The following is a 15,849-nucleotide window of genomic DNA, read 5'->3' as shown; positions in this document are numbered from 1 at the left end:
TAGGGATCCGATGTTAACAGATAGAACGGTCGGTCTTGACATCCACGACGTGGTGCCACACCCTGAAGGAGACCGATCGGTCTATCCACTAAGTTCACCCCGAGAAGGAGAATTCGATGTCCCATCACACCGAGGCCGAGGCAGTCACCGCCCGGCCCGCGCCCGCCGCCAGCACCTCGGCGTTGCGCAACCTCTACGCCGCCCGGTTCGCGTTCGCGATCGCCTGGGCAGGCCTGCTCGCCACCAGCGCGTCCGAGCTGAACCCGTTCACCGTCACGCTCCTCGTCCTCTATCCCCTCGTCGACCTCGGCGCCGCCGTCTACGACCTCCGCTCGTCGGGCGCCACGCGAGAGCGGGTCCCGCTCCTCGTGAACATGGCCCTGAGCCTGGCCACCGCCATCGGGCTGGGCGTCGCGATCAATTCTGGGATCCCCGATGTCCTTCGGGTGTGGGGCGCCTGGGCGATTACCGCCGGCGTCGTGCAGCTGATCGTCGCGGTCCAGCGCCGCGGCCTCAGCGGTCAATGGCCGATGATCCTCAGCGGCGGGATCTCGGTCCTCGCCGGCGGCAGCTTCGTCGCCATGGCCTCGAACGGCAGCGCCTCGCTGGCCAGTCTCGCCGGGTATGCGACCCTCGGCGGCATCTTCTTCGCGGTCTCCGCGTTCCGGCTGCACCGCAGCAACGCGAGCGTTGAGCGATGACCGCCACGACTCCGGGTTCCGCCACCGGTGCGGCAGGGGCCCACGAGACGTACGACGTGGTCATCATCGGCGCCGGCCCGGTCGGCGAGAACGTCGCCGACCGGGTGGTGCAGGGCGGCCTGACCGCAGCGATCGTCGAGCGCGAGCTCGTCGGCGGGGAGTGCTCCTACTGGGCCTGCATGCCCACCAAGGCGCTGCTGCGCGACGCCGCCGCCGTCCGTGCCGCCCGAGCGCTCCCGGCCGCCGGTCGGGCCGTCAGTGGCGAGCTGGACGTCGACGCCGTACTGCGTCGCCGCGACCGGTTCGCCTCGGGCTGGAACGACGCCGGTCAGGTCGGCTGGCTCGAAGGGGCGGGGATCACGCTGGTCCGCGGCAACGGGCGCATCGCCGGCAGCCGAAGCGTCACGGTGACCCACGCCGACGGCACGATTACCGTGCTCGCGGCGCGACACGCGGTCGTGATCGCCACCGGCACCTCGGCGCAGGTGCCCCCGATACCAGGTCTGGCCGAGGTGAAGCCGTGGACCAGCCGGGACGCCGCTGCCGTCCGGACGGTGCCGGAGCGGCTGGCGATCATCGGGGGTGGTGTCGTCGGCTCAGAGATGGCCACCGCGTTCAGCGCGCTCGGCTCTCGGGTGACGGTGATATCCCAGACCCGGATGCTCCCGGGCGTCGAGACGTTCGCCGGGGAGCACGTGGCGACAGCTCTCGAGGCGGCTGGGGTCACCCTTCACCTGGAGGCCGAGGCCACCGCGGCCCGTCGTGACGCCGCGGGCGCTGTGCACCTCACCATGGGCGACGGTGGGGTCGTCACGGCCGACGAGGTCCTGGTCGCGACCGGACGCACGCCCAACACCAAGGACCTCGGCCTCGACCACCTCGGCCTTGCCGCGGGCGGCTGGCTCGCCGTCGACGAGTCCCTCGCTGTCGTTGACGAGGCTGGAATGCCGGTCGACGGCGGATGGCTGTACGCCGCGGGCGACGTCAACGCGCGGGCGCTGCTGACCCACCACGGCAAGTACCAGGCGCGTGCTTTGGGCGACGCCATCGCCGCACGGGCGCGCGGCGACCGTCCCGACCTGAGCGCCTGGGGACGGCACGCGGTCACCGCGGACGAACGTGCTGTCACGCAGGTGGTCTTCACCGATCCCGAGGTCGCGGCCGTCGGCCTGTCCGCCGAGACCGCGGCAGCCGCCGGCATCGAGGTACGGATCGCCGACTACGACCTGGGGGCCGTCGCCGGCGCCTCGCTGCACGCAGACGGCTACCGCGGCCAGGCCCGGATGGTCATCGACGCCGAGCGAAACGTCCTGGTCGGCTTCACCGCGGTCGGCCCCGATGTCGCCGAGCTGTTGCACGCGGCCACGATCGCCGTCACCGCCGAGATCCCGCTCGAGCGGCTCTGGCACGCCGTACCGGCGTACCCGACCATCAGCGAGATCTGGCTCCGCCTGCTCGAGACCGACGGTCGCGACCACTGATTCCCCACCCCACTCCGCGCTGAACCGGCGCGCGGAGAGTATTTGGGCCGGTTCTTGAAACGGAGAAGGGCCACTCCCACGGTGGGGAGCGGCCCTGGTGAAACCGTTGCGCAGGTCGTGCGGTGGATCCGATCTGTGCGCCTGTAGGGATTCGAACCCCAAACCTTCTGATCCGTAGTCAGATGCTCTATCCGTTGAGCTACAGGCGCCCGTCCCGCCAAGGCGAGGACTGGAAGAGAGTAGCCGATGGGCTGCCCGGGGGTGAAATCAGGAGGTCTCGCGCAGCTCGTGGAGCCGGTCCTCGGCGTCGCTCCACACCGAGGCGAGGATCTCCCGGCCAGCGGCGAGGAGGGCCGCGATCCCGGGACTGGCGACGGCGTACTCGACGGTGGTGCCGTGGCGGGTGGAGGTGACCAGGCCGGAGCGGCGCAGCACGGCGAGCTGCTGGGAGAGGTTGGAGGACTCCACCGAGATCTCGGCCAGCAGGTCCCTCACCGGCATCGGCTTCTCGCAGAGGAGCTCCAGGACGCGGACCCGCACCGGGTGACCCAGTGTCCGGAAGAGGTCGGCTTTGGCCTCGTAGATGGGTACTGCCATGATGCCCTCACCCTGCCTCTCAGGTTAGTCTCACGACATGTGCAGACTAGCGTAGTTGCGAAACTCTTCAATTAGAGTGTTTTGTGGGTACGAGGGCACGGCAGGCGGACGAAGAGGTCCGGGCACCGGAACTTCCATGACTGAGGGAGCAAGGCACGATGGCAGACGTTGAGGCAGCACTGGACGCCGCTGGGCTGAAGAACCCGCACGTTCTCGAGTACGTTCGTTACTACGCGGAACTGACGGGCGCCGAGCGCATCGAGGTGGTCTCCGCCGCCGACGACGCACGGCTCATCCAGGAGGCCCTGGACGCGGGCGAGCTCGACCCGGCAGGGGAGGGTCTCTACTACTCCCGCAGCTACTACAAGGACACCGCGCGCTCCGAGGAGCGCACGATCGTGGCCACGAACGACCCCAAGGACAAGGGCGTCTACAACAACTGGCGCCCCGCCGACGAGATGAAGCCGCTGCTCCATGACCGGATGCGCGGCGCGTCGCAGGGCAAGACGATGTACGTCATCCCCTACCTGATGTCGCCTCCCGGCAACGACCTCGCCCCGTGGGCGGCCGGTGTCGAGCTGACGGACGCCCGCACCGTCGTGCTGCACATGATCCGCATGTCCCGCGTGGGCGCGCAGTTCCTCAACGACCTCGAGGACCCCAACCAGTTCGTCCGCGCGGTCCACGTGACCGGCGACCTGGAGAACCTGGGCCAGGGCACCCCCGAGGACCAGCGCTACTTCGTCACGGTCGCCGACGAGCGCACGATCCTGCACTTCGGGTCGTCGTACGGCGGCAACGCGCTGCTCGGCAAGATCGCGCACGGCCTGCGCCAGGGTGCGTACGACGGCTGGGCGTCGAAGAAGTTCCTCGCCGAGCAGTACATGCTCATCGGGATCCACGACAAGGAGACCGGCAAGGACTACCACATCTGCGGTGGCTTCCCGAGCGCCTCGGGCAAGACCAACCTCGCGATGATGCTGGCCCCCGACGCCCTGGGCGACCGCTACCACGTCTCCTTCTACGGCGACGACATCGCGTGGCTCTGGGTCAACGAGGCCGACGGCAAGCTCTACGGCATGAACCCGGAGTACGGCGTCTTCGGCGTCGCCAAGGACACCAACGAGGGCACCAACCCCACCGCCCTGGCCTCCATCGCCGAGGGCACGAAGGCGATCTTCACCAACATCGCCTACAACCCCACCACCCAGGAGGTCTGGTGGGAGGGCCGCACGCCGCAGCCGCCCGCCGACAACACCGGCTGGCTGGACTGGAAGGGCAACCCGATCTCGGAGCGCTCCGAGGCCGAGCAGAACGACCCGTGGGCGCACCCGAACAGCCGGTTCACCACCACGCTGGACAACGTCCCCAACATCGCCAAGGACTACGACGCCGCTGCCGGCGTCCCGATCGACGCGATCATCTTCGGTGGCCGCACCCGCGACCGTGAGCCGTTGATCCGCGCGATCCACGACCTCGCCGAGGGCGTCTACGACGGCCTGACGCTGGGTGCCGAGGCGACTGCCGCGGCCGAGGGCAAGGAGGGCGTGCTCCGCTACGACCCCATGTCCAACCGCCCCTTCATGGCCTACGGCGAGGGCGACTACGCCCAGCACTACCTCGACATCGTCGGGGCCGCCAAGGACCAGCCGATCTTCGCCCACGTCAACTGGTTCCAGAAGGACCCGGAGGACGGCCACTTCCTGTGGCCCGGATACCGCGACAACCTGCGCCCGCTGCTGTGGCTGCTCAAGCTCAAGAACGGCGAGGTCAAGGGCAACCGCACCCCGGTCGGGATCATCCCGACCGAGGAGGAGCTCGACCTCGAGGGCATGGACATCAGCGCCAAGGACCTGAAGACGATCCTCACGATCGACAAGGCCCGCTGGCAGCAGGAGATGGGCTACCGCGAGGAGCACCTCAAGCAGTTCGACAACATGCCCGAGGCGATCTGGGAGGCCCACCGCCGGGTCGCGTCCGAGCTGGACAGCGACGAGAGCTGACCCTCACCCCGGTCCACAGCACCGCCCTCGACGGCCCCCGAGCTCGCACGCGAGCACGGGGGCCGTCGTCGCTTTCCACCCGCTTGGAGGCGTGAGCCTGGGCCCCGACTGCGCTGGGGGTGACAAGACCCCGGTCCGGGCTCCGCGCTGTGCGAAGATCATGGCTGCGCGGGCCTGGCCGGGGCCTATCGCTTTTTTCAGGAGGGCGGCGTGGCGCAGTACGGACCCGGGGACCGGGAGCTGTTCGAGCGGGTCTCGACTCCGCTCTACGACGACATCGTCTCCTCGGGCGGCATCTTCGCCGAGGACGCCCGCCTCGAGGACGAGGACCTGCGACGGGGGTTCGACCTGCTGCTGCGGGTCGGGTTGCTGGTGCGCGACGGCCCGCGCTTCGTGGCGGTCGATCCGAGTACCGTCTCCTCGCTCGTGGTCTCGCCGATGGGCCAGCGCGGGGCCGAGCTGATCTCGGAGTCCGCGAGCTGGGCCCAGGCCTTCAACGGGCTGGCCCACACCTGGCGCAAGTCCCCGGGGGTGGCCAGCGGGGCGTTTACCGAGGTCCGGTCGGAGGCGATCAACCCGTTCATCGCCTCGATGGTCGCGGACGCCGAGTACGAGCTGCTCACCGCCCAGCCTCAGACCGGGCGCAGCTCACCGAGCCTGGAGGCGGCCACCCAGCGTGATCTGGCGGCGCTGGACCGCGGCGTACGGATGCGGACCCTCTACCAGCACTCGGCGCGGCGCAGCTCGCACACCCACAAGTACGTCGCCCAGGTGGTGGCACGCGGTGCCGAGGTCAGGACCCTGGACGAGTTCTTCAACCGGATCATCGTGGTGGACCGTCGGGTGGCACTGATCCCCGGGCACGAGGGGTTGGCCGTGGCACTGGCGATCCGGGAGCCGTCGTTGGTGGCCTACCTGGTCGACATGTTCGAACGCGTCTGGGAGCGGGGCCGTCCCTACTCCAATCGCGAGACCTCCATGACCCGCTACGTCGCCGCGGAGCAGCGCGCGATGACGATCCGGATGCTGATCGAGGGGTACGCCGACCCCGCGAGCGCCAAGCGTCTGGGGGTGAGTCCCAGGACGTATGCCGCCTACGTCTCGGACCTGAAGGAGGAGTTCGAGGCGCAGACCCGCTTCCAGCTCGGCTACGCCATGGGTCGCCGTGGAGTCACCGGTCAAGAAGTGTTGAAGGACCAGCCGGAGGACTAGCTCCCGAGAGCCGGGTCTGGCGACCCGCGCGGGACGGCCGTCCGAAACGACGAAGACAGCGACCAGATGGTCGCTGCCTTCGTCTTGCGAGACTCGCCTTGGCGGAGGCTCCCGAGATCCGGTCGGCGGGGGGTCCGAACGGTCCCGTGTCTCGCGGGTCTGGTTGTGAGCGGTCAGCGCCCGACGCTGTATCCCCAGCTGGTGTCCCGCGCCTGGGCGGGAGCCGTCGAGAGGACACCGAGGCTGAGCAGGGTCGTGGCAACGACAACGGCAACGGGTCGGACAAACTTCATGCTGGCCACCTTCAGGTCTGGGGCTTCGGGGAAGCCCTCGGAGTCCATTCTCAACCGCATACCGGGCGTACGTCACCGTTATGGACCTGCAGGTTGTTGCGTTGCAGATTGCTGCAGAAATTGGTCGTGGCTGGGCCCCTGGCCGTGCTCGGTGGGAGAAAAGGTCCGGCCCCCGTCGCGTGCAACGGGGGCCGGACACACTGCGGAGGCGGAGGGATTTGAACCCTCGATGGGGTTTTAGCCCCAAACCCGCTTAGCAGGCGGGCGCCATAGACCGGACTAGGCGACGCCTCCCGACAGCGAGGACAGGCTACAAGGCGCGAGCCGCAAGTGCCGAATCACCCCCGGAATGGCCACGCGGGTCACAGCCGACGGTGCCCCTGACCGTGGGCCAGGCGCTCCTGCAGTTCCCGGGCGAAGGCCTCGCGGTCGACGTTCAGCGTCTCCACCGGGATGGTCGTGGTCCGGCCGTCGCGCAGGCGCAGCACCACGCACGGGGAGCCGTGGACGTGGGTGGTGACCGCGTCCTCCACGTCCTTCCAGTGCGCCGCCGGTACGCCGGCCCCGCGGATCCGGCGGACCTGGTAGCCGTCCTCGGTGAGCCGCACGACGTACCCGTTGCTCCAGGCCATCATCGAGACCAGCACCGCGAGCACGAGCAGTGCGGGGATCAGCAGCACCACGGTGTGCAGGTCCCAGTAGGCCACGGCCACCGTGGCCAGCAGGACCACGACGGCCGAGGCCACCAGGGTCAGGCCGAGGAGGCGGGCGGTCAGTGTGGGGGCGAACCGGTAGTCGGCGGGGGTGGGGGTTGGCACCCCCCGATTGAACACAACGTCGCGACCCGAAGCCAATCAACTCTTGTCACAACGCACGAGGGGCGTCAGACTCAGAGCCGAATCATCTCCCACTCCCCGGGGAGGACGCCCTATGACGCCCACCGTTACCGCCGCCGACGAGGTGGCCCACGCCGCCGTGCTCCGACTGGAGCACGTGCTCGAGCACTATGCGCACAGCACCCCGCTCAGCGTGTGGCGCTGGGCGGTGCTGCAACGGATGAATGCAGTGCGCGAGCTGCTGGTCAGCGAGACCGAGGTCCCTCCGGACCTTCTACAGGCGCGCCGGTCCTCGGCCCTGCGGGAGCGCAACACCCTGCTCGACCGGATGACGGTGCTCAGGTTCCGGGTGCTCGCCGACTGCGACGTGGACCGCGCGAACTACGAGCTGCGGCGGCTGATGGTCGACCTGCGGCACCACCTGCAGCGCCTCAACGACATCGCCTACGACGAGGTGGAGGGCGAGACGGGCGGATCCGATTGAGCCGGCTCGCGCCGCCGCTGTCCGGTCCCGGCCGTGACGGCGGGTGCGGGACCTCCTAGACTGCCTCCACGCGCGCGTGTCGGGCGTGGAGGGGTGCCGGAGCGGCCGATCGGAACCGCCTTGAAAGCGGTCGTAGGGAGACCTACCGCGGGTTCGAATCCCGCCCCCTCTGCCAATCTTCTGCATGAGCTCTGGACCCAAGGCGGCTGCACAGAGCTGGACCGCTGGGCGGTCGGGCTCCGGCCCGGCGCCGGATCGAGCCGGGCCGGGCCGGGTTGCCTAGTCCTCCTCGACCGAGGCCTCGTCCAGGAAGTCCGCGGCGACGCGGAGCAGCTGGCCCGCGACCTCCGGGTCCAGGCCGGCGATCATGATCTTCAGCCCCATGTCGGCGGTGGTGTCCAGCTCCCACTCGTCGTCCTCGGGAGCGTCGGTCAGGTCGACCAGCTCCAGGTGGATCCCGGGACGGTCACCGCTGATCGTGGCGTCGTGGGTGATCTCGGGGTCGGCGATCAGTTGCGCGGCGACGCTGAGGGTCGCGTCCTCTTCGGTGCTCATTGGTTCTCCCTGTCGTCTGGTGGCCACGAGCCTAGCCCCGCAGCGCCTAGAGTTCGCGTCATGCCCCGCGCCACGCCCCATGCCTGGTTCAGCTCGCCCGCAGACGCCGCGAACAGGCTGGAGGCGACCGGCTATCTCACCGACCGGACGACCGCCACCACCGCCCACCTCGCGGGAGCGCTGGAGAAGCCGCTGCTGATCGAGGGCCCGGCCGGGGTGGGCAAGACCGAGCTGGCCAAGGCCGTCGCCAAGGCCACCGGCGCCGAGCTGGTGCGACTGCAGTGCTACGAGGGCCTCGACGAGGCGCGCGCGCTGTACGAGTGGAACTACAAGAAGCAGCTGCTGCGCATCCAGGCCGCGGGGAGCCAGGAGTGGAGCAGCACCCACGACGACATCTTCACCGAGGAGTTCCTCCTCACCCGTCCACTGCTCACCGCCATCCGCCGCGCGGAGCCCACGGTGCTGCTGATCGACGAGGTCGACAAGACCGACGTCGAGGTGGAGGGCCTGCTGCTGGAGGTGCTCTCGGACTTCCAGGTCACCATCCCTGAGCTCGGCACCCTGGCCGCCGTACGCCGGCCGTTCGTGGTGCTCACCTCGAACGCCACCCGGGAGCTCTCCGAGGCGGTCAAGCGTCGCTGCCTCTACCTCTACCTCGACTATCCCGACGCCGAGCGGGAGCGGGACATCGTGCTCAGCCAGGTGCCCGGCATCGACGACCGGATCGCCGCCCAGCTGGTCGACATGGTGGGCCGGATGCGCGACCTGGACCTGAAGAAGTCGCCCTCGATCGCCGAGACCATCGACTGGGCGCGCACCCTGATCGCCCTGGAGATCAACGACCTCGACGAGGCGGCGGTGGAGTCGACGCTGGGCGTGGTGCTCAAGCACGCCTCCGACCATGCCCGTGCCGTCCGCGAGCTCAAGCTGAGGCGGTGACCCGGGCATGAGCGAGCAGCCGGCCGGCACCGGCTCGGGCCTGCTCGCCAGGCACATCGGCTTCCTGGAGGCGCTGCGTGAGGCCGGGCTCAGCGTCTCCCTCGCCGAAGGTCTCGACGCCGTCTCGGCCGCCTCGGTGCTGGGCTGGGAGTCCCGGGAGCTCTTCCGCACCGGGTACGCCGCGACGCTGGTGAAGCGGCAGTCCCAGCGCCCGACGTTCGAGGCGCTGTTTGACCTCTACTTCCCGCGCCTGCTCGGCGACGGCGTGGATGCCGGCGACTGGGAGGACGAGCACGGCCTGCGCGACTCCGCCGACGCCCTGGCCGAGTTCCGCGAGCGCCTCGCCGCTGCTCTGGCGGGCGCGGCGGAAGGGACCGACCCCGGTCCGGAGGACGGTGAGCTCGACGGCGGGTCCGGCCAGGAGCCCTCGGCCCTGCTCGACCTGGCCGTGGAGGCCGTGGCGAGGTTCGGTGAGATGCCGGGCCGGTCACCGGGTCAGTCCGGATGGTCGGCGTACACGACGTTGCGCCGGGTCACGCCGCAGGACCTGGTGGCCCGGATCGTCACGGCGCTCCAGGCTCGCGGGCGCAGCGAGGAGGAGGCGGAGCGGGGGGCCGCCCGCCGGATCGGCGCCTTCAGCCGGCTGGTCGAGGAGGATGCCCGGCGCCGCATCGCCGCCCAGCGCGACCCGGCCGACATCGCGCGCCTCACCGTGCGGCCCACGGTCGACCGGCTCGAGTTCACATCCGCCCGACGGGCCGACCTGGAGGAGATGCGGCGCCAGCTCTACCCGCTCTCGCGGCGGCTGGCGGCCCGGCTCACCAAGGAGCGCCATGCTCAGCGCCGGGGCACCCTCGACTTCCGGCGCACGGTCCGGGCCTCCATGTCCACCGGTGGGGTCCCGCTCACCACCCACCACCGGCCCAAGCGGCCGCACCGCACCGAGCTGGTGGTGCTGTGCGACGTGAGCGGCTCGGTCGCCAACTTCGCCCAGTTCACCCTGATGCTGGTCTTCGCGCTGCGCGAGCAGTTCACCAAGGTGCGCGCCTTCACCTTCGTCGACGACGTGCACGAGGTGACCGACGCGTTCCGCCCCGGCGCCGACCCGGGCGAGGTGATGGCCCAGCTGGCGGCTCGCGCCGCCCACGCCTCACGCTTCGGCCGGACCAACTACGGTCAGGCGTTCGCGCGCTTCGCCGAGCTGCACTCCGACGCCCTGGGACCCAAGGCGTCGCTGCTGATCCTGGGCGATGCTCGCTCGAACTACAGCGACCTGGGCGAGGACGCGCTGCGCGGGCTCGCCCAGGCGGCCCGCCAAGGCTGGTGGCTCAACCCTGAGCACCGTCGCAACTGGGGCACCGGCGACTCTGCTGCGCAGGTCTACGGCGAGATCGTGCCGATGTTCGAGTGCCGCAACCTGAGCCAGCTGGGGGAGTTCGTGCACGACCTCGTCTGAGGTGCGCTGCGATCCGGTTCAGCCGGAGAGGAACCCCAGCGACCGCATCCGGGACACCGCGGCCACCAGCTCCGGGTGGGAAGAGGCGTCCGCGGCGCGGGCGCCTTGCACGAAGGCCTCCGCACCGTCAGCCCCGCGCCCGTCGTAGGCGACGGTGAGGCGGTTGGGCACCCCGTGGTTGATCAGGGAGCCCAGCAGCGCCACCGGGTCGCTGCGCTCCTCCAGGGAGAGCACCTGACAGGCCTCGGGGATCACCGGGACCTGGGACGCGGGCGAGTCGGCGGTGACCACCTGGTCGATGACGAACTTGGTGGACCGGGACCCGGCAGCGATCTCCGCGGCCGTCGCACCACCCTGGGCGGTGCCGACGAGCATCACCCGGGCCTGGCTGCTCTCTCCCACGGCCTTCTCGATGGCCTTGACCACCTGGCGGGCATACATCGAGTGGTCGCCGCTGACCAGACGCACCCGGGGCGTGGTGACGTTCTCCCGGGCGCCGGTGGGGCCGGGGAGGTAGGCGATGAAGCGGTCGGGGCCGACCTCCTGCACCGCGACGCCCGAGCCGGTGCTGGTCAGGGTGTCCATCAGCTCGCCGAGCCCGCGGGGCGCCGCGCCGGAGACCGGGTCCGCCGACACCTCGGTGTCGGGGCCGGTCGCCTCGGAGATGAAGGCCCCGATGGAGTCGCGGAGCGCGGACGCCGCATCCAGCCCGAACGGCTGCACGCCGAGGGCCCGGAGGCCACCGCGCGCCACCGACTTCCCACGTTCCCCCGCCAGCACGCCGGCAGTGAGCAGGGAGCGCATCTGGAGACCGTCCAGCAGTCCGCCGCCGCCGGAGATGTGGTCCATCAGCTCCGGGTTGTTCTCGGCGAGGTCGTTCAGGTACGCCGTCACCCCGTCGCGGTCCAGGCTGTCGGTCTCGATCAGGCCGGCCGAGACGATGGCGCCGCCCAGGGCCACCTCCGGCGCCAGGTACCCGATCGCGCGGCCCGCTATCGAGCCCAGCGTCTGGTACGCGGCGTTCTGCAGCTCATCGATCCAGCGGTAGGTCAGCACGGTGGCGCGCACGACCAGCCCATCGGCGTCGAGCTCGACCGAGCGCGTCAGCAGGCCGTTCTTGCCGGTGGTGGCGGCCCGGATGTCGCTCTCGGCCTCGGCGTACGTGGCCGGGGAGAGCGCCGCGGAGGCGACGATCTCCGGGTCCGAGAGCACCGCAACCCCCAGCCGGGCCCGGCCGCGCATCTCCTCCCCGGATGAGTCGAACAGGTCGGCCAGGGCCAGCATCTCGTGGTACTTGTCGGCCGCCATCGCCGCCTCCGTGCGGGGCGGGGCGCTGCCGGCTGCCGCGATCTGGGCACCGAGGTCGCTCATGCGTTCACCTCCGCGAGCACCGGAGCAAGGGTGGCGGGCAGGTCCTGCGGGGTGACGCGCCGGACCTCGAGGCGGGGGGCGGCGACGTCGTGGTGCGGCAGCAGGGCGTGCCAGCCGTCGGCCAGCAGGGTCCAGGAGACGACGCCGACCGCCGTGGACCCCGTCTCCTCGATCCGGGCGGCGAGCAGGCGCAGCCTGCCCTGCGCCTCCTGGTGCAGAGCAGCCACGGCCGCGCCGGCCGCGGCGTCCTCGATCGGGTCGCCGTCGCCGTCGACGACGGAGCCGTCGGCCTGGGCCACCAGCACCTGGACGAGGTCAGACCGGTGCGAGCGCAGCGCCTCTCCGACCGAGTCCGCCAGTGAGTAGGGCATGGTGAACGCGGCCGGCACCGCGGAGTCGTGCAGCGTGACCTCCTCGGGCACCACCGCGACCCGGGCCAGCTCGCCCGCCCACTGGTCGGCGCCGAACCAGGCCAGCTCGAAGACCAGGCCGTCCACGGTGGCCAGCGTGGCCACCGCGCCCGCCGACTCGCGGTGCCACGCCTTGACGTGACTGCTGGCCGTCGCGATGTCGATCTCCAGGGCCAGCTCGGGGACGGCCAGCAGTCCCACGGCTCCGAGCAGGCCGGGCTCCACGACGCCGCCGTCCAGCAGGCCGCGGCGGGTCAGCGAGTCCTCCGCCCCGTGCAAGGAGGCCAGGGCGGCGGCGTAGGCCGCCTCCTCGCCCGACACGCTCGTGGTGCCCAGACGGGCGTTGAGCGGGCTCGGCACGTCCGCCACGGAGACGTCGAACGGCAGCGGGGCGTCACCGGCGTGCTGGGCCACCAGGCGCAGCTCGGGCAGGGTCAGGGCGAGGCGGCGGGGCACCCCGTCGAGCACCTTGGCCGTGCGGGGCGGCGGCGCCGCCGTCAGGTCGATCGTCGCCACGTCAGAGTCCCGGCAGCTCGACGTCGAGCCAGTCCTTGTGACCGGGCGGGGGCATCACGAAGGCCAGCAACGTGGCGTCCTCGTCGTCCACGTCGCCGCCCTGGGGGGAGCCGGCGAGCCGGGCCTGGCGGGTCCGGGCGTCGGCGACCAGGGAGGCGACCTTGCGCTCGATGGTCACGATGGCGTCCTGCAGCCGGTCCACCTCGTGCACGTGGTGGTCCAGGGAGTCCGCGGCACTCTCGTGCAGGCCGGCGGCGTCGCGCAGGTGGGAGGCGCGGTCCTGGATGCGCAGGCGCATGGACTCGGCGGCGCGTCCGTGCCACGGCACGCTCTCAGCCTGGGCCACCAGTCGGTCCGCCACCCGGCGGATCTCCGATCCCTGCTCCCTCAGCTGGCTGACGCGTCGTCGCATCATCGCCGTCTCGCCGTACATCGCACCGCCCTTCGCTGCGTGAGTGGCATACCCCGTGTCCACAGGCCGAAACCTCGACGCCAATCATTGCGTACGCCGATCGCGTGGTGGTCACCGATACGATTCGCCCAGCACACCAACCCGAGGAGACAGGTGACCTTCGACGTCCACCAGCTCGACACGTTCCTGCTGGTCGGATCCGGGGTGACTCTGCTGGCCATCCTCGCGGTGCGGTTCTCCGCGGGTCTGGGGCTGCCCAGCCTGCTGATCTACCTGCTGATGGGCGTCGCCCTGGGCGAGGCCGGACTGGGGATCGAGTTCCAGGACGCCTCCCTGGCCCACGCCCTGGGGTTCGGGGCCCTGGCCATCATCCTGGCCGAAGGTGGACTCACCACCAGTTGGGCCGCCGTACGCCCGGCGATGCGGTTCGGCGTCGCCCTGGCCACCCTGGGCGTCGCCATCTCGGTGGGGCTGATGGCCGTGGGCGCCCACTACCTGCTCGGCCTGCCCTGGGAGCTGGCGATCCTGCTGGGCGCGGTCTGCTCGCCCACCGACGCGGCGGCGGTGTTCTCGGTGCTGCGGGTGGTGCCGCTGCCCAAGCGGCTCACCGGGGTGCTGGAGGCGGAGTCGGGGCTCAACGACGCCCCGACGGTCGTCCTCGTCACCCTGGTCTCCAGCGGTGCCGCCCTCGACGACGGTCCGCTCGCGGTGCTCGGGATCATCTCCTTCGAGCTGGCTGTCGGCGTGCTGTCGGGCTACGTCTTCGGGGCCGGCGGCGCCTGGATGATGCGCCGCATCGCGCTCCCGTCCTCGGGCCTGTACCCGTTGGCCGTGATCTGCCTGACCTTCCTTGCCTACGGCGCGGCCGCCTACGTGCACGCCTCCGGCTTCGCCGCGGTGTACGTCGCCGCGCTGATCCTGGGCAACTCCGAGCTGCCGCACCGGGTGGCCACCCGGTCCTTCGCCGAGGGGATCGCCTGGCTGGCCCAGATCGGGCTCTTCGTGATGCTCGGGCTGCTGCTCTCGCCGAACCGGATCACCGGGGAGACCGTCTTCCTCGCCGTCACCGCCGGGCTCATGCTGACCTTCGTGGCGCGCCCGATCTCGGTGCTGGTCAGCTCGCTGCTGCAGGGACGACCTCGATTGGCCCTGCGCGAGCTCACCTTCATCTCGTGGGCCGGGCTGCGCGGCGCCGTGCCGATCGTGCTCACCACCATCCCGCTGGCCGGAGGCGTGGAGTCGTCGGAGGACCTTTTCGACATCGTGTTCGTGATGGTCGTCATCTACACCGTGCTGACCGGACCGACCCTGCCCCTGGTGGCCAGGGTGCTGCGGGTCGCGCGGCGCTCCGAGCCGCGCGGGCTGGACGTGGAGGCCGCTCCCCTGGAGAAGGTGGCCGCGGACCTGCTCCAGGTGGCGATCAGCCCCGGGTCGCGGATGCACGGGGTCGAGGTGGGGGAGCTGCGGTTGCCACGCGGAGCCTCGGTGTCGCTGGTCATCCGGGACGGCGAGGCCGTGGTGCCGGAACGACGTACCGTGCTGCGCAACGGCGACGAGCTGCTGGTGGTGACCCCGCGCAGGCAGCGCGACGCGACCGAGCAACGGCTTCGGGCGGTCTCGTCCCACGGACGTCTGGCCCAGTGGGCCGAGGGGTGAGCCCGAGGGTGAGGGCGGGTCAGCTGCCCGGCGGGCTGCACACCGTGGCCGCAGCCTGGACGTCGACCGAGGGCGGCGCGGCCTTGGCCGGCCGCAGCGACTGGTAGCCGTCGCCCACGACGACCACGACGCCCACACCCAGCTGCGGCCCCGTCCTGACCTCGGCGCTGCGGAAGTGCTGCTTGACCAGGGAGACCGCCGGGTTGTCGACGTCTCCCCAGATCTGCACCCCCCGCACCTGCGTGCCGTCGGGGGCGTTGCCGGTGTCGGCGGGCACGAAGCCGCGCCCCTCCAGCTGGTTCAGGGTCTTGCTGGCCAGCCCGTTGCGGGAGCTGGCGTTGAACACGCTCACCGCCACCTGGTCGGGGAACAGGATCTCCCCGGAGACCAGGTCGGTGTCCACGCACAGCTCGGTGGTGATGATCTGGGGGAGCGGCGCGGTCGCCGACCTCCACCCGACCAGGGCGGCCAGGACCAGAAGCAGGCACAGGGTGCCCAGGGTCAGGGCCGAGCGGAGTCGTGGAGTCAGCGTCACCGGGTCTCCTTGCCAGCGGTCGGGCCGGACGAGGACTCGTCCCCCGAGCCGCCGGTCTCGCCGTCCGCGGCGCCGTCGGGCATGTCGTAGACCCGGGCATGGAGCACGTTGCGCTGGTGCAGCGCGGCCCGCAGCGCGCGGTGCAGCCCGTCCTCCAGGTAGAGCTCACCGCGCCACCGCACCACGTGCGCGAACAGGTCGCCGAAGAACGTGGAGTCCTCGTCGAGCAGCGCCATCAGGTGCAGGGTGTCCTTGGTGGTCACCAGCTGGTCCAGGCGCACCTGGCTGGGCGGGATCTCCGCCCAGGACCGAGAGGAAAGGTCGTGGGGAGGGTAGGGACGTCCCTCGCCTACCCGCTTGAAGATCACCCGGCGACTATATCGACGTCCGCG

At 70.9% G+C, this 15,849-nt stretch carries 16 protein-coding genes and 3 tRNA genes; 9 read left to right on the top strand and 10 right to left on the bottom strand.

Annotated elements, in window-relative coordinates; all coding sequences use genetic code 11:
• Positions 1-116 precede the first annotated feature (116 nt).
• Positions 117-701: a hypothetical protein gene (locus C5H89_RS17550; RefSeq protein WP_104108247.1), complete on the top strand. Its 585-nt coding sequence runs from the start codon at positions 117-119 to the stop codon at positions 699-701.
• Entirely contained in the window at positions 698-2,182 is a 1,485-nt protein-coding gene (locus C5H89_RS17545; RefSeq protein WP_104108246.1) for an NAD(P)/FAD-dependent oxidoreductase, read from the top strand. The genes C5H89_RS17550 and C5H89_RS17545 overlap by 4 nt, the downstream gene beginning before the upstream one ends.
• 136 nt (positions 2,183-2,318) lie before the next feature.
• Here the strand turns inward: C5H89_RS17545 and C5H89_RS17540 are convergent.
• Both C5H89_RS17540 and C5H89_RS17535 read right to left on the bottom strand, forming a co-directional pair.
• Positions 2,319-2,391 (bottom strand) — tRNA-Arg (locus C5H89_RS17540).
• A 58-nt stretch (positions 2,392-2,449) separates the two neighbouring features.
• Positions 2,450-2,779 (bottom strand): metalloregulator ArsR/SmtB family transcription factor, encoded by a 330-nt coding sequence (locus tag C5H89_RS17535; RefSeq protein WP_104108245.1) that lies wholly within the window; start codon positions 2,777-2,779, stop codon positions 2,450-2,452.
• A gap of 158 nt (positions 2,780-2,937) precedes the next feature.
• Between C5H89_RS17535 and C5H89_RS17530 the strand changes: the two genes are divergently transcribed.
• A complete protein-coding gene (locus C5H89_RS17530; protein ID WP_101525668.1) occupies positions 2,938-4,782 on the top strand; it encodes a phosphoenolpyruvate carboxykinase (GTP) in 1,845 nt (614 codons plus the stop codon).
• Between the two features lie 210 nt (positions 4,783-4,992).
• A complete protein-coding gene (locus C5H89_RS17525; RefSeq protein ID WP_104108244.1) occupies positions 4,993-5,994 on the top strand; it encodes a LuxR family transcriptional regulator in 1,002 nt (333 codons plus the stop codon).
• A gap of 496 nt (positions 5,995-6,490) precedes the next feature.
• On the opposite strand, the gene C5H89_RS17515 is transcribed toward C5H89_RS17525, so the two are convergent.
• Positions 6,491-6,581: transfer RNA gene (locus tag C5H89_RS17515), tRNA-Ser, on the bottom strand.
• Between the two features lie 68 nt (positions 6,582-6,649).
• Entirely contained in the window at positions 6,650-7,105 is a 456-nt protein-coding gene (locus C5H89_RS17510; protein ID WP_104108242.1) for a hypothetical protein, read from the bottom strand.
• 112 nt (positions 7,106-7,217) lie between these two features.
• Here C5H89_RS17510 and C5H89_RS17505 point away from each other — a divergent pair, with 112 nt between their 5' ends.
• Positions 7,218-7,607 (top strand): hypothetical protein, encoded by a 390-nt coding sequence (locus tag C5H89_RS17505; RefSeq protein WP_104108241.1) that lies wholly within the window; start codon positions 7,218-7,220, stop codon positions 7,605-7,607.
• Positions 7,608-7,694: 87 nt separating this feature from the next.
• A tRNA-Ser gene (locus C5H89_RS17500) sits at positions 7,695-7,782 on the top strand.
• Positions 7,783-7,886: 104 nt separating this feature from the next.
• Here C5H89_RS17500 and C5H89_RS17495 read toward each other — a convergent pair.
• A complete protein-coding gene (locus tag C5H89_RS17495) occupies positions 7,887-8,162 on the bottom strand; it encodes a hypothetical protein (protein WP_101525662.1) in 276 nt (91 codons plus the stop codon).
• Positions 8,163-8,222: 60 nt separating this feature from the next.
• Here C5H89_RS17495 and C5H89_RS17490 point away from each other — a divergent pair, with 60 nt between their 5' ends.
• Both C5H89_RS17490 and C5H89_RS17485 read left to right on the top strand, forming a co-directional pair.
• Positions 8,223-9,101, top strand: coding sequence for a MoxR family ATPase (locus C5H89_RS17490; protein ID WP_104108240.1), 879 nt, complete (start codon positions 8,223-8,225; stop codon positions 9,099-9,101).
• A 7-nt stretch (positions 9,102-9,108) separates the two neighbouring features.
• On the top strand, positions 9,109-10,557 hold the full coding sequence (locus tag C5H89_RS17485; protein ID WP_104108239.1) for a VWA domain-containing protein: 1,449 nt from the start codon (positions 9,109-9,111) through the stop codon (positions 10,555-10,557).
• An 18-nt stretch (positions 10,558-10,575) separates the two neighbouring features.
• Here the strand turns inward: C5H89_RS17485 and C5H89_RS17480 are convergent, their stop codons facing one another.
• The 3 genes from C5H89_RS17480 to C5H89_RS17470 are packed head-to-tail and all read right to left on the bottom strand — an operon-like array spanning position 10,576 to position 13,287.
• A complete protein-coding gene (locus C5H89_RS17480) occupies positions 10,576-11,928 on the bottom strand; it encodes a hypothetical protein (protein WP_104108238.1) in 1,353 nt (450 codons plus the stop codon).
• A complete protein-coding gene (locus C5H89_RS17475) occupies positions 11,925-12,854 on the bottom strand; it encodes a hypothetical protein (RefSeq protein ID WP_104108237.1) in 930 nt (309 codons plus the stop codon). The genes C5H89_RS17480 and C5H89_RS17475 overlap by 4 nt, the downstream gene beginning before the upstream one ends.
• 1 nt (position 12,855) lies before the next feature.
• A complete protein-coding gene (locus tag C5H89_RS17470; RefSeq protein WP_104108236.1) occupies positions 12,856-13,287 on the bottom strand; it encodes a hypothetical protein in 432 nt (143 codons plus the stop codon).
• 132 nt (positions 13,288-13,419) lie between these two features.
• On the opposite strand from C5H89_RS17470, the gene C5H89_RS17465 reads away from it, so the two are divergent.
• Positions 13,420-14,922, top strand: coding sequence for a potassium/proton antiporter (locus C5H89_RS17465; RefSeq protein ID WP_104108235.1), 1,503 nt, complete (start codon positions 13,420-13,422; stop codon positions 14,920-14,922).
• A 19-nt stretch (positions 14,923-14,941) separates the two neighbouring features.
• Here the strand turns inward: C5H89_RS17465 and C5H89_RS17460 are convergent, their stop codons facing one another.
• Together C5H89_RS17460 and C5H89_RS17455 are read right to left on the bottom strand one after the other, a co-directional pair.
• A complete protein-coding gene (locus tag C5H89_RS17460) occupies positions 14,942-15,457 on the bottom strand; it encodes a LytR C-terminal domain-containing protein (RefSeq protein ID WP_104108234.1) in 516 nt (171 codons plus the stop codon).
• On the bottom strand, positions 15,454-15,825 hold the full coding sequence (locus tag C5H89_RS17455; RefSeq protein WP_240181938.1) for a type II toxin-antitoxin system VapB family antitoxin: 372 nt from the start codon (positions 15,823-15,825) through the stop codon (positions 15,454-15,456). The genes C5H89_RS17460 and C5H89_RS17455 overlap by 4 nt, the downstream gene beginning before the upstream one ends.
• Between the last annotated feature and the right edge of the window lie 24 nt (positions 15,826-15,849).

The sequence above is a fragment of the Nocardioides sp. 616 genome (assembly GCF_002930065.1).
Classification (GTDB): Bacteria; Actinomycetota; Actinomycetes; order Propionibacteriales; family Nocardioidaceae; genus Nocardioides; species Nocardioides houyundeii.
The sequence above is the reverse complement of the archived record's forward strand: the minus strand, read 5'-3'. Positions and strand labels throughout refer to the sequence as shown.